Origin of the sequence: Streptomyces sp. WELS2 (assembly GCF_013870595.1) — a bacterium.
Classification (GTDB): domain Bacteria; phylum Actinomycetota; class Actinomycetes; order Streptomycetales; family Streptomycetaceae; genus Streptomyces.
Genome location: NZ_JACBWZ010000117.1, coordinates 1 through 12,441, shown reverse-complemented (window position 1 = coordinate 12,441; position 12,441 = coordinate 1). Strand labels below are relative to the sequence as shown.

The 12,441-nt window shown below is 71.2% G+C and carries 12 protein-coding genes; 5 read left to right on the top strand and 7 right to left on the bottom strand.

Going from position 1 to position 12,441, the window contains the following annotated elements:
• Positions 1-116: 116 nt before the first annotated feature.
• A complete protein-coding gene (locus H5J33_RS10435; RefSeq protein ID WP_181794610.1) occupies positions 117-1,940 on the bottom strand; it encodes a phosphoenolpyruvate carboxykinase (GTP) in 1,824 nt (607 codons plus the stop codon).
• Between the two features lie 290 nt (positions 1,941-2,230).
• Between H5J33_RS10435 and H5J33_RS10430 the strand changes: the two genes are divergently transcribed.
• The gene (locus H5J33_RS10430; protein ID WP_181794609.1) at positions 2,231-2,944 is read left to right on the top strand and encodes a hemolysin III family protein; all 714 of its coding nucleotides are present in this window, start codon (positions 2,231-2,233) and stop codon (positions 2,942-2,944) included.
• 59 nt (positions 2,945-3,003) lie between these two features.
• Positions 3,004-3,738: a Mut7-C RNAse domain-containing protein gene (locus tag H5J33_RS10425; RefSeq protein ID WP_181794608.1), complete on the top strand. Its 735-nt coding sequence runs from the start codon at positions 3,004-3,006 to the stop codon at positions 3,736-3,738.
• A 21-nt stretch (positions 3,739-3,759) separates the two neighbouring features.
• On the opposite strand, the gene H5J33_RS10420 is transcribed toward H5J33_RS10425, so the two are convergent.
• The 3 genes from H5J33_RS10420 to mca form a co-directional block, all read right to left on the bottom strand.
• Complete coding sequence (locus tag H5J33_RS10420; protein WP_181794607.1) at positions 3,760-5,784, bottom strand: thioredoxin domain-containing protein; 2,025 nt, start codon at positions 5,782-5,784, stop codon at positions 3,760-3,762.
• A gap of 130 nt (positions 5,785-5,914) precedes the next feature.
• Positions 5,915-6,157, bottom strand: a complete 243-nt coding sequence (locus H5J33_RS10415; RefSeq protein ID WP_181794606.1) for a hypothetical protein — start codon at positions 6,155-6,157, stop codon at positions 5,915-5,917.
• A complete protein-coding gene (mca, locus tag H5J33_RS10410; RefSeq protein WP_181794612.1) occupies positions 6,150-7,010 on the bottom strand; it encodes a mycothiol conjugate amidase Mca in 861 nt (286 codons plus the stop codon). Before mca ends, H5J33_RS10415 begins: the two co-directional genes overlap by 8 nt.
• Before the next feature lie 124 nt (positions 7,011-7,134).
• Here mca and H5J33_RS10405 point away from each other — a divergent pair, with 124 nt between their 5' ends.
• Complete coding sequence (locus H5J33_RS10405) at positions 7,135-7,533, top strand: DUF4307 domain-containing protein (RefSeq protein ID WP_181794605.1); 399 nt, start codon at positions 7,135-7,137, stop codon at positions 7,531-7,533.
• A 194-nt stretch (positions 7,534-7,727) separates the two neighbouring features.
• The gene (gene greA / locus H5J33_RS10400; protein WP_181794604.1) at positions 7,728-8,225 is read left to right on the top strand and encodes a transcription elongation factor GreA; all 498 of its coding nucleotides are present in this window, start codon (positions 7,728-7,730) and stop codon (positions 8,223-8,225) included.
• A 107-nt stretch (positions 8,226-8,332) separates the two neighbouring features.
• On the opposite strand, the gene H5J33_RS10395 is transcribed toward greA, so the two are convergent.
• The 3 genes from H5J33_RS10395 to ilvA form a co-directional block, all read right to left on the bottom strand.
• A complete protein-coding gene (locus H5J33_RS10395; RefSeq protein WP_181794603.1) occupies positions 8,333-9,190 on the bottom strand; it encodes an ABC transporter permease in 858 nt (285 codons plus the stop codon).
• On the bottom strand, positions 9,187-10,215 hold the full coding sequence (locus H5J33_RS10390) for an ATP-binding cassette domain-containing protein (protein WP_181794602.1): 1,029 nt from the start codon (positions 10,213-10,215) through the stop codon (positions 9,187-9,189). Before H5J33_RS10390 ends, H5J33_RS10395 begins: the two co-directional genes overlap by 4 nt.
• A 213-nt stretch (positions 10,216-10,428) precedes the next feature.
• The gene (gene ilvA / locus H5J33_RS10385; RefSeq protein WP_181794601.1) at positions 10,429-11,658 is read right to left on the bottom strand and encodes a threonine ammonia-lyase; all 1,230 of its coding nucleotides are present in this window, start codon (positions 11,656-11,658) and stop codon (positions 10,429-10,431) included.
• Between the two features lie 161 nt (positions 11,659-11,819).
• On the opposite strand from ilvA, the gene H5J33_RS10380 reads away from it, so the two are divergent.
• On the top strand, positions 11,820-12,326 hold the full coding sequence (locus tag H5J33_RS10380) for a MarR family winged helix-turn-helix transcriptional regulator (protein ID WP_181794611.1): 507 nt from the start codon (positions 11,820-11,822) through the stop codon (positions 12,324-12,326).
• Positions 12,327-12,441: the final 115 nt, after the last annotated feature.

Sequence of the window (12,441 nt, the reverse complement as noted above, 5' to 3'; positions counted from 1 at the left end):
CCCGGGGCCCCGCACGCCGTTGTGCGGGGCCCCGGGTGGGTGGTCACCGCGGCCGGTCGTGACGATCGCTGGTCAGGGCACATCCGGACCGGCCGCGGAGTCTTTCGGTACGGGGCTCAGCCCAGGCGCTCGATCAGCGCGTGGTACTGGTCCCACAGCTCCTTCGGGGTGTGGTCGCCGAAGGTGTTCAGGTGCTCGGGGACCAGGGCGGCCTCCTCGCGCCAGACGTCCTTGTCCACGGTGAGCAGGAAGTCCAGGTCGGCCTCGGGCAGTTCGAGCCCGTCGGTGTCCAGCGCGCCCTTGGCCGGCAGGATGCCGATCGGGGTCTCGACGCCCTCGGCCTTGCCCTCCAGCCGCTCCACGATCCACTTCAGGACACGGGAGTTCTCGCCGAAGCCCGGCCAGACGAACCGGCCCGCGTCGTCCTTGCGGAACCAGTTGACGTAGTAGATCTTCGGCAGCCTGGACTGGTCCTTGTCCTTGGCCACGTCGATCCAGTGGGCCATGTAGTCGCCCATGTTGTAGCCGCAGAACGGGAGCATGGCGAACGGGTCGCGGCGCAGCTCGCCGACCTTGCCCTCGGCCGCCGCGGTCTTCTCGGAGGCCACGTTGGCGCCGAGGAAGACGCCGTGGTTCCAGTCGAAGGACTCCGTCACCAGCGGCACGGCGGTGGCCCGGCGGCCGCCGAAGAGGATCGCGGAGATCGGCACGCCCCTGGGGTCCTCCCACTCGGGCGCGATGATCGGGCACTGCGAGGCCGGCACGGTGAAGCGGGCGTTGGGGTGGGCGGCCGGGGTCCCGGACTCGGGCGTCCAGTCGTTGCCCTTCCAGTCGGTCAGGTGGGCCGGGGGCTGCTCGGTCATGCCCTCCCACCACACGTCGCCGTCGTCGGTGAGCGCGACGTTGGTGAAGACCGCGTTGCCCCACAGGGTCTTCATCGCGTTGGCGTTGGTGTGCTCGCCGGTGCCGGGCGCGACGCCGAAGAAGCCCGCCTCGGGGTTGATCGCGTACAGGCGGCCGTCCTCGCCGAACCGCATCCAGGCGATGTCGTCGCCGACGGTCTCCACCGTCCAGCCGGAGATCGTGGGCTCCAGCATGGCGAGGTTGGTCTTGCCGCAGGCGGAGGGGAAGGCGGCGGCGACGTACTTGGCCTCGCCCTGCGGCGGGGTGAGCTTCAGGATCAGCATGTGCTCGGCCAGCCAGCCCTCGTCACGCGCCATGACCGAGGCGATACGCAGCGCGTAGCACTTCTTGCCGAGCAGGGCGTTGCCGCCGTAGCCGGAACCGTAGGACCAGATCTCGCGGGTCTCGGGGAAGTGCGAGATGTACTTGGTCTGGTTGCAGGGCCAGGGGACGTCCTCCTGGCCCGGCTCCAGCGGGGCGCCCAGCGTGTGCACGGCCTTGACGAAGAAGCCCTCCTCGCCCAGCTCGTCCAGGACGGCCTGGCCCATGCGCGTCATCGTGCGCATGGAGACGGCCACGTACGCGGAGTCGGTGATCTCCACGCCCAGCGCGGACAGCGGGGAGCCGAGCGGGCCCATGCAGAAGGGGACGACGTACATCGTGCGGCCCCGCATCGAGCCGCGGAACAGGCCCTGGTCGCCGCTGAAGATCTCCCGCATCTCGGCGGGGGCCTTCCAGTGGTTGGTCGGGCCCGCGTCCTCCTCCTTCTCGGAGCAGATGAAGGTGCGGTCCTCGACGCGCGCGACGTCGGTCGGGTCCGAGGCGGCGTAGTAGGAGTGCGGGCGCTTGACCGGGTCCAGCTTCTTGAACGTCCCCTTGGCGACCAGTTCCTCGCACAGCCGCTCGTACTCGGCCTCGGAGCCGTCGCACCAGACCACCCTGTCCGGCTGCGTCAGTTCGGCGATCTCGTTGACCCACGAGATCAGTTCCCGGTGGTTGGTGGGGACGACGGTGGGAGCCGCGTTGTCGCGCGCCACGATTGCTCCTAAGTGAGGGTTTTTTGGGTGTGTTCGCCCCGTGGGGGCCGCGACCCGGATGCTTCGTAGCCGCTCATCCGGTGCCGACCGCACTCATTTGATCATCCGAGTCTAGTGCCCATCTGTCCAGAGGGCATCACAGGTGAGCGGCGTGAGGAATCCCACGATGTCCAGGTTGTTTTGCGTCCACGTTGGGTTCAGCTGAAGGACTTTTTGCCAGGCGCCCGGGAGTGACGTGGATTCGTTCGCGTTGACGGTCGGCTTACGGAAGCGTCGGTACCATGCCCCGCATGACTGCGTCCGTCCCCGACGCGCCCACGGACACGCCGGCCGCAGGCCGCGGTCCCGTCGCGCTTTCCCTGCCGCATCCGGTCAAGCCCCGGCTCCGTGGCTGGCTGCACCTCGGCATGTTCCCGGCCGTACTCATCGCGGGCCTCGTGCTCACCGCCCTCGCCGACTCGACCAGAGGCCGCATAGCCTGCGGCATCTACGTCCTGACGGCGTGTCTGCTCTTCGGCGTGAGCGCGCTGTACCACCGGGGCAACTGGAGCCCCCGCATGGACGGCGTGCTGCGCCGCCTGGATCACGCCAACATCTTCCTGATCATCGCGGGCACCTACACCCCGCTGACCCTGCTGCTCCTGCCCGGCGGGAAGGGCCGCTGGCTGCTGTGGGGCATCTGGGCCGCCGCGGCCGCCGGCATCGTCTTCCGCGTCTTCTGGGTCGGCGCCCCGCGCTGGCTGTACACGCCCTGCTACATCGCGATGGGCTGGGCGGCCGTGTTCTTCCTGCCCGACTTCCTGCGCGCCGGCGGCATCGCCGTCCTGGTCCTGGTGGTGGTCGGCGGCCTGCTGTACAGCGTCGGCGGCGTGATCTACGGCATCAAGCGCCCGAACCCGTCACCGCGCTGGTTCGGCTTCCACGAGGTCTTCCACTCCTTCACCCTCGCCGCGTTCGTCGTGCACTACGTCGGCATCTCGCTGGTCGCCTACCAGCACGCGTAAGCCGCCCCCGGCGAAAAACGCCGAGGTGTCCGCGCGGGGTCCCGTGCGATGCTGGCCGGGTGAACGCCACCGAGATCCACGTCGAAGTCGACCCCGCGCTGCACCTGTTCGTGCCGGCCGCCCGCCGGCACGGGGCCACGGCGCTGGCCACCGACGGCGTCTCGACGCTCGGCCACGTCATCGAGTCCCTCGGCATCCCGCTCACCGAGGTCGGCGCCCTGGTCGTGGACGGCCGCCCGGTCCCGCCCGGGCACATCCCGGCCGCGGCCGAGCGGGTCGTCGTCCGTCCGGTGGAGCGCCCCCAGCGGGTGCCCGGCGCGCCGCTGCGCTTCCTCCTCGACGTCCATCTCGGCACGCTCGCCCGCCGGCTGCGGCTGCTCGGCGTGGACACGGCGTACGAGTCGACGGACATCGGCGACCCGGCGCTCGCCGCCCGCTCGGCGGCCGAGAAGCGCGTGATGCTCAGCCGCGACCGGGGCCTGCTGCGCCGCCGGGAGCTGTGGGCCGGCGCGTTCGTCTACAGCACCCGCCCCGACGACCAGCTCCAGGACGTCCTGGACCGCTTCGACCCCGGGCTGCGGCCCTGGACCCGCTGCACCGCGTGCAACGGCCTGCTGCGGGAAGCCGCCAAGGAGGAGGTCGCCGAGCAGCTCGAGGCCGGCACCCGGCGCACGTACGACGTGTTCGCCCAGTGCGCGGAGTGCGGCCGGGCGTACTGGAAGGGCGCGCACCACGACCAGCTCGAGGCCATCGTGGAGCGCGCCCTGGACCGGCGCGGCGCGGTACGGCCCTGACGCCCGCTCGCCCCGGCGGGCTCACGCCAGCTTCGCCCGCAGCGCCTCCGGATCGGTCACCGGCAGATCGCAGACGAAGCCCCGGCAGACGTAGGCGGCCGGGGCGCCGTCGATGAGGGTGCGGCCGGCCAGCAGCGGGAACTCGTCGCCCTCGGGGGTGCCGCAGGCGACGACGGCACCCGGGGCGGCGCCCAGCAGGGCCGTACGGTGCAGGGCGGCCGTCCGCTCGTCGTCCGGGCCGGGTCCCACGACGGCCACCTCGCGCGGCCCGTCGAGCAGCGCCTCGGCGACGGCCAGCCCCCACCCGATGAACCGCGGCACGCGTGGCCCGAGGGTCTTGACGACCCCCAGCGCCCGCTCGGCGGCCGTCCGGTGGGCCTCGGAACCGGTGTGGGCGGCGTAGCCCAGCAGGGCCCCGGCGGCGGCGGTCCAGCCGGAGGGGGCGGCGTTGTCGGTGGGGTCCTGCGGCCGGCGGATCAGCCGCTCGGCGTCGGAGGCGGTGTCGAACAGGGCGCCGGTCTCCGGGTCGGTGAACCGGGCCAGGACCTGGTCGAGCAGCAGTCCGGCGAAGTCGAGCCAGACGCCCTCACCGGTGACCGACGCGAGCGCCAGGAAGCCCTCGGCCACATCGCCGTAGTCCTCCAGCACACCCGCGTTGGGGCCGACCCGGCCGTCCTTGCTGGTGCGCGCGAGCCGGGCGTGTTCGTCGAGGTGGACGCGGACGAGCAGGTCGGCGGCGCCGAGCGCGGCCTCGACCAGGTCGGGCCGGCCGAAGTAGGCGCCGGTCTCGGCGAGCGCGGCGACGGCGAGCCCGTTCCAGGCGGCGACGACCTTGTCGTCCCGGCCGGGGGCGGGCCGCCGGGCACGGGCGTCGAACAGCCGGCGCCGGACGGACGCGATCTTCTCCGCGTCGAACACGCCCTCCGTCTGCGGGAGCCGCAGCACCGACTGGCCGTGCTCGAACGTGCCCTCCTCGGTCACGCCGAAGTACTGGGCGGCGAGTCCGGCGTCGTCACCGAGGACCTCGCTCAGCCGGGCGGGCGTCCACACGTAGTACGCGCCCTCCACGTGCCGCCCGGTGCCGTCGTCGCTGTCGGCGTCCAGGGCGGAGGCGAAGCCGCCCTCGGGTGTGCGCAGTTCGCGGACGAGGAAGTCGGCGGTCTCCAGCGCGACCCGCCGGGCGAGGTCCGAACCGGTGGCCCGCCACAGATGGGCGTAGACCCGGCACAGCAGGGCGTTGTCGTAGAGCATCTTCTCGAAGTGCGGCACGATCCAGTCGCGGTCGACGGAGTACCGGGCGAACCCGCCGCCGAGCTGGTCGTAGATCCCGCCGCGCGCCATCCGCTCGCAGGTGTCCACGGCCATCTGCAACGCGCCCTCGGCGCCCGTGCGGGCGTGGTGGCGCAGCAGGAACTCCAGCACCATGGACGGCGGGAACTTGGGCGCGCCGCCGAATCCGCCGCGCTGCGGGTCGTACTCGCGGGTGAGGCCGAGCAGGGCCTGGGCGAGTTCCTGCTCACCGGGCGCCTCGGCGGCCTGCCGGACGATCTCCCGCTGGGCGAGATCGCGGACGATCTTCCCGGCGACCTCGCCGACCTCGTCCTTCCGGGTGGTCCAGGCCTGCTGGACGCCCTCCAGCACCTGCCGGAAGGAGGGCATGCCGTGACGCGGGGCGGGCGGGTAGTAGGTGCCGAAGTAGAAGGGCTCGGCGTCGGGCGTGAGGAAGACGGTCATCGGCCACCCGCCGTGCCCGGTGGCCGCCTGTACCGCCTCCATGTACACGGCGTCCACGTCCGGCCGCTCCTCGCGGTCGACCTTGACGCTGACGAAGTGCTCGTTGAGGTAGTCGGCGGTGGCCTGGTCCTCGAAGGACTCGTGGGCCATGACGTGGCACCAGTGACAGCTGCTGTACCCGACGCTCAGCAGGACGGGTCTGTTCGTCCGGCGGGCCTCGTCGAAGGCCTCGGCCGACCATGGCCACCAGTCGACGGGGTTGTCGGCGTGCTGGAGCAGATACGGAGACGTCTCATGGGCCAGTCGGTTCACCGTTCCACTCTCCCACGGGCTCCGGCACAGCGGGCAGCCGACGGCGACCGGCGCGCGGGGAGGACCGGACCGCCACGGCCGTGCGGTGACGGGGGTGGCGGTGCCGGTGTGGTGGTGAGCCCCGGGGGCCCTACTGTGCCGGGGAGCCGGCCTGCTTGCCGGCCGGTTCGGCCCCGGTGTCCGGGGCCTCCTTGAAGTCGACCTTCTGCATGTGCTTGCTCATCGACTTCATCAGACCCCAGACGGCCACCGCCATCACCGCGAAGACGATGAAACCGAGGACACCGGGGGTGACCTTGTTCTGGTCCACCTCCTTGGCGAGGGGGACCAGGTGCGTCATTGCGAGGCTCACGCTTGCGCTCATGTCAGGCATTGTCCCGGATGCCCGCGAAGAGGTCGTCCTCGGGGAGGGAGGTATCGACCAAAGACTTCGCCAGCTCGTACTCCTCGGTGGGCCAGACCTCCTTCTGGAGCTCCAGCGGCACCCTGAACCAGCCGCCGTCCGGGTCGATCTGCGTGGCGTGGGCGATCAGCGCCTTGTCGCGGATCTCGAAGAAGTCCGCGCACGGAACGTGCGTGGTCAGCGTGCGCTCGGTGCGCTCGAACTCGTCCCAGCGCTTGAGCCAGTCCCCGTACGGCGACTCCAGGCCGCGGTCGAGCATGGCCTGGTGCAGGGCCTCGGTGCGGGGGCGGTTGAAGCCCTGGTTGTAGTACAGCTTCAGCGGCTGGTAGGCGGGCCCGTACTCGTCCTCGGGGTACTTCACGGTGTCCGCCGCGCCCTCGAACGCCACCATGGAGATCTTGTGGGTCATGATGTGGTCGGGGTGCGGGTAGCCGCCGTTCTCGTCGTAGGTGGTGATCACCTGCGGGCGGAAGGAACGGATCTTCCGCACCAGCTCACCGGCCGCCTTGTCGACGTCCTCCAGGGCGAAGCAGCCCTCGGGCAGCGGCGGCAGCGGGTCCCCCTCCGGCAGCCCGGAGTCCACGAACCCCAGCCACTCCTGCTTGACGCCGAGGATCTCGCGGGCCTCGTCCATCTCCTTCTTGCGCACCTCGTGGATGTGCTCCTCGATGTACGCGTCACCCTGCAGCTTGGGATTGAGGATGGAACCGCGTTCTCCGCCGGTGCACGTCACCACCAGCACGTCCACCCCCTCGGACACGTACTTCGCCATGGTGGCCGCACCCTTGCTCGACTCGTCGTCGGGGTGCGCGTGAACGGCCATCAGTCGCAACTGGTCAGTCAAGACTCAATCCTCGGTAACTCGGCGCCCCCGTGGCTCCGGGCGCAGTCGGCGGCTTCTATAGTGACTCAATCGGGGGGCGAATGATTCCGCGGAGAGGACGATCATGAGTACCGCGAGCACGCGGCTTCCCGAGGGCCGCTACGGCCGTTCCTCGGACGAGCGCGCCGACCGCAAGCTCAGGATCGCCGCCTCGGTGCTGGGGGCGGCCCTGCTGGCCCTGGTCGGCTACTTCGCCTACCACTACGTGGCGCAGAACGAGATCAGCGCCCAGGTCATCACCTTCCAGGCGTCCGACGACACGGTGAAGGTCCACCTGGAGGTCCACAAGGACGCCGGCGCGTCCGGCTACTGCACCGTGCGCTCCCAGGCGGGCGACGGCGCCGAGGTGGGCCGGGCCGACTTCCGGTTCTCCGGGCCGGACACGCGTATCGACAAGGTCGTCACGCTCCGTACGACCGCCCGGGGGACGACGGCCGAGCTGCTCGGCTGCCACGCCGACTGACGGCCGGCCGGCGGGCGCTCCCCGGCGCCACCCGGAATACGCGGTTCCCGACCTGCGTTGACGAGACTTACACGGCTTATGTCCTCCCCCTTTCCCCCATGAATTGTTAGGCTCGTGGTTTCGCCCATCCATGAGGGAACATTCTTCTGGGTAGGGCGATGCTTTGTATTCCCAGTACCGACGAGGAGCACCCTGTGACCCAGACCAGCGAGAACGTCACCTGGCTGACCCAGGAGGCGTACAACAAGCTCAAGGAAGAGCTTGAGTACCTTACTGGTCCTGCGCGCACGGAGATCGCCGCCAAGATCGCGGCTGCGCGTGAGGAGGGCGACCTGCGTGAGAACGGCGGGTACCACGCGGCCAAGGAGGAGCAGGGCAAGCAGGAGCTGCGCGTACGCCAGCTGACCCAGCTCCTCGAGAGCGCCAAGGTCGGCGAGCCGCCGGCCGCGAACGGTGCCGTCGCCCCGGGCATGGTCGTCACGATCGCCTTCGACGGTGACGAGGACGACACGCTGACGTTCCTGCTCGCCTCCCGCGAGTACGCGAGCGCCGACATCGAGACCTACTCCCCGCAGTCCCCGCTGGGGGCGGGCGTGATCGGCCACAAGGTCGGTGAGGACGCGGAGTACGAGCTGCCCAACGGCAAGAAGGCCTCCGTGCGGATCCTGAAGGCCGAGCCCTACACGGGCTGAGCCGGGCCCCTGGTCCGCTCCGGGCCCCCGGCGCCTGTGCTGGCGACCGGGGGCTTTGTCATGTGCGGGCTCGGACAGCGGGCCGGTGGCCGCCGCCGGTCCGCTGGTCAGGCGGTCGCGGAGCGGTACTTGCGCACCGCCAGGGTGCGGAAGACGACGACGATCAGGACCGAGTAGATCAGCGAGGCCCACACCGGGTGCTGCATCGGCCAGGCGCCCGAGGCGGACTGCCCGGGGTTGGCGAACAGCACGCGGGCCGCCTGGACGGTGGCGCTGAACGGGTTCCACTCGGCTATGTGGCGCAGCCAGGGCGTCATGTTGGCGGTGTCCACGAAAGCGTTGGAGAGGAACGTGACCGGGAAGAGCCAGACGAGACCGCCGGAGGTGGCCGCCTCCGGGGTGCGCACGCTCAGGCCGATCAGCGCGCCGATCCAGGTGAAGGCGTAGCCGAGCAGGAGCAGCAGCCCGAACGCGGCGAGGACACGGCCGGCGTTCGTGTCGCCGTCGGAGCCGGTCCGCCAGCCGACCAGCAGCGCGACGATCGCGAGGACCAGCACGGTGAGCGCCGTCTGCACCAGGTCGGCCAGGGTGCGGCCGGTCAGCACCGCGCCGCGCGCCATGGGCAGGGAGCGGAAGCGGTCGATGAGTCCCTTGTGCATGTCGTCGGCGATGCCGGCACCGGCGCCCGCGGTGGCGAAGGTGACGGTCTGCGCGAAGATGCCGGCCATCAGGAAATTCTTGTAGTCGAGCGCGCTGGTGCTGGCGCCGATCTTCATGGAGCCGCCGAACACATAGGTGAACAGCACCACGAACATGATCGGCTGAATAAGCCCGAAGATGAGCATTTCGGGGATTCTCGACATGCGGATCAAGTTGCGGCGGGCAACGATCAGCGAGTCCCGGACGGACCGGCCGACGGCGTTGCCGGGTGCGGTGGCGGGCGCGGCCTCGGTGACGGCGCTCATTTCACGGCCTCCTTGCCGTTCCGTTCGTTCCGTTCCTTGCGGGTGTTCCGCTCGTGCGGTGCGTCCTGCCGGTCCTGGTCGGCGTCCTGGGCCGCGTGTCCCGTCAGGGAGAGGAAGACGTCGTCGAGGGTGGGGCGGCGCAGCCCGATGTCGTCTATCCCGATCCCGCGGGTGTCGAGCTCGCGGATGATCTCGGCGAGCAGCTTGGCGCCGCCGGTGACGGGCACGGTGAGCCGGCGGGTGTGCTCCTCGACCGTGGTCTCGCCCTTGCCGAAGCCGCGCAGCACCTCCGCCGCGGTCGCCATGCGCTGCCGGTCCTGGACCACGACCTCGACGCGCTCGCCGCCGGTGCGGGCCTTGAGCTGGTCGGAGGTGCCCTGGGCGATGACCCGGCCGTGGTCGACGACCGCGATGTCGTGCGCCAGGTGGTCGGCCTCCTCCAGGTACTGCGTGGTGAGCAGCAGGGTCGTACCCCCCGAGACCAGTTGCTTGATGACCTCCCACAGCTGCTGGCGGTTGCGCGGGTCGAGGCCCGTCGTCGGTTCGTCCATGAACATCACCGGCGGGGAGACCACGAGGGCGGCGGCGAGGTCCAGCCGGCGGCGCATGCCTCCGGAGTACGTCTTGGCGGGGCGGTCGGCGGCGTCCGCGAGGTGGAACTGCTCCAGCAGCTCCGCCGCGCGGGCCTTGGCCGCCTTCGCCCTCATCTGGTACAGCTGCCCGACCATCTGCAGGTTCTCCCGGCCGGTCAGATACTCGTCCACCGCCGCGAACTGGCCGGACAGGCCTATGGAGCGGCGCACGGCGTCGGGGTGGCGCAGCACGTCCACGCCCGCGACGACGGCCTTGCCGCTGTCGGGGCGCAGCAGCGTCGTCAGGCAGCGGACCGTCGTCGTCTTGCCGGCGCCGTTCGGCCCGAGCAGGCCGAGGACCGTGCCCTCGGGCACGTCCAGGTCGACGCCGTCCAGTGCCCTTACGTCGCCGAAGGTCTTCACCAGACCTTCGGCATAGATGGCCCCTGGCATGTCTGTCTCCACCTCGTCGGGGATTTTTCGGGACGGACTCTTCGCAAAAGCTAGGTGTGTTCGCCCGGACGCGCCCCCCTTTTTCCCCAACGGCGCGGGCATCCGCCTGGCACGGGTGCGGACGGGCAGCCCGGCGATCACACGAGATACCGTAACGCGATGTATCGCGTCTCTCAAGAGACCTCACCCGAAAGGGTGGTCGGCCGTCGGATGTCAGGCGATGACCGTGTAACCGGCGTCCCGCAGCGCCCGGCCGAGCTCGGTGCAGTGCGCCGGGCCCTTGGTCTCCAGGTGAAGCTCCACCTCCGCCTCGGCGAGCCCGAGGCGCGGGTCGGTGCGGACGTGGCTCACGTCGAGGACGTTGGCGTCGGCCGCCGACAGCACCCCGAGGAGCGTGGCGAGCGCGCCCGGCCGGTCCGTCAGCCGCAGCCGCACGGCCAGGTAGCGGCCCTGCGCGGCCATGCCGTGCCGCAGCACGCGCTGCATCAGCACCGGATCGACGTTGCCGCCGGAGAGCACCGCGACGACCGGTCCCCCGAAGGTCTCCGGCGCGGCCAGCAGCGCGGCGACCGGGCTCGCCCCGGCCGGCTCCACGACCAGCTTGGCCCGCTCCAGGCACAGCAGCAGCGCCGCCGACAGCTCGTCCTCGCTGACCGTGCGCACCTCGTCGACGAGTTCGCCGACGATCCCGAACGGCACCGCGCCGGGCCGGCCCACCCTGATGCCGTCGGCCATCGTCACCGGGTTCCGCAGCGACACCGGGCGCCCGGCGGCCAGCGAGGGCGGGTAGCAGGCGGCGCCCTCCGCCTGCACGCCGACGATCCGGACGTCCGGCCGCAGCGCCTTGACCGCCACCGCGACCCCGGCCGCGAGCCCGCCGCCGCCCATGCCGACGACTATCGTGCGCACCTCCGGGCACTGCTCCAGGATCTCCAGGCCGACCGTGCCCTGACCGGCGATCACGTCCGGGTGGTCGAAGGGGTGGATGAACACCGCGCCGGTGCGGGCCGCGTACTCCTCGGCGGCGGCCAGCGTCTCGTCGACCACCTGGCCGTGCAGGCGCACCTCGGCGCCGTAATCCCGGGTCGCGCTCACCTTCGGCAGCGGCGCGCCCTGCGGCATGAACACGGTGGCGTGCACGCCCAGCAGCGAGGAGGCCAGCGCCACGCCCTGCGCGTGGTTGCCGGCGCTGGCGGCCACCACACCGGCGGCCCGCTCCTCCGGCAGCAGCCCGGCGATCCGCACGTAGGCGCCGCGCAGCTTGAACGAGCCGGTCCGCTGGAGGTTCTCGCACTTCAGGTGCACCGGCGCGCCGACCAGCCGGGACAGGTACCGGCTGCCCTCCAGCGCGGTCACCCGGGCCACGCCCGACAGCGTTTTCCGGGCACCGCGCACATCGTCGAGGGTGACGGAACGCAAGGAGTCGGCCGTGCGGTAGCTCATACCACCAGCATCGCAGTTCACGTTTGCGCACGACGGATGTGACCAAGCCGCGAGACCGGTTCGCACAGCGCCGGTACGGCCCGGCTCCGGGCCGCGTACCCTGTCCCCCAACCCAGCAGCCCTCATGAAGTGAGCCTCCGGCCATGCCCACAACACCAGGAATGTCGATGGACATGACGACCGTCGGTGACACCGGTCTTCTCGACACCCTTCAGCACGAGGTGGCGCTGTTCGCGCGCCGTGCCGAGCAGACGCGGCTCGGCGGCGTGGGCCAGGTGCGCAACTCCATGGACCGTGCGGCGTATCTGCTGCTCAACCGCCTCGACAAGGAAGGCCCGATGGGGGTCAAGGCGCTCGCGGCGAGCATGGGCATCGACTCCTCCACGGTCACCCGGCAGGTGGCCCCCCTGGTCGACACCGGCCTGGTCAAGCGGACCTCGCACCCGGAGGACGGGCGGGCGGTGGTGCTCCAGCTGTCGCCGCGCGGCGCCGCGCGGCTGGAGGAGGTGCGCTCGTCCCGGCGTCAGCTCATGGCCGAGCTGACACACGACTGGGCGCCGGAGGAGCGCGAGCAGTTCTGCACGCTCCTGACCCGCTTCAACCACGCGCTCTCCGCGCGGATGACGGTGCAGGGCGTTCCGGCGGCGGAGCAGGCGCCGGCCTCCTGAGCCGCGTGTCGCCACCGGAGGGGTCCGCCGTCTTGACCCGGGGCCGCCCCTGGCTTGATATGAGACCGGGCCCGGACGGGCCCCGTCGAGGGGGAGGCGCGGTGCTTGATCGGCA

Coding starts and splice junctions, on each gene's coding strand:
- H5J33_RS10430 (WP_181794609.1), top strand. CDS start 2,231: ATGACTGCGTCCGTCCCCGACGCGCCCACGGACACGCCGGCCGCAGGC.
- H5J33_RS10415 (WP_181794606.1), bottom strand. CDS start 6,157: ATGCCTGACATGAGCGCAAGCGTGAGCCTCGCAATGACGCACCTGGTC.
- mca (WP_181794612.1), bottom strand. CDS start 7,010: ATGGCCGTTCACGCGCACCCCGACGACGAGTCGAGCAAGGGTGCGGCC.
- H5J33_RS10405 (WP_181794605.1), top strand. CDS start 7,135: ATGAGTACCGCGAGCACGCGGCTTCCCGAGGGCCGCTACGGCCGTTCC.
- H5J33_RS10395 (WP_181794603.1), bottom strand. CDS start 9,190: ATGAGCGCCGTCACCGAGGCCGCGCCCGCCACCGCACCCGGCAACGCC.
- H5J33_RS10390 (WP_181794602.1), bottom strand. CDS start 10,215: ATGCCAGGGGCCATCTATGCCGAAGGTCTGGTGAAGACCTTCGGCGAC.
- ilvA (WP_181794601.1), bottom strand. CDS start 11,658: ATGAGCTACCGCACGGCCGACTCCTTGCGTTCCGTCACCCTCGACGAT.
- H5J33_RS10380 (WP_181794611.1), top strand. CDS start 11,820: ATGTCGATGGACATGACGACCGTCGGTGACACCGGTCTTCTCGACACC.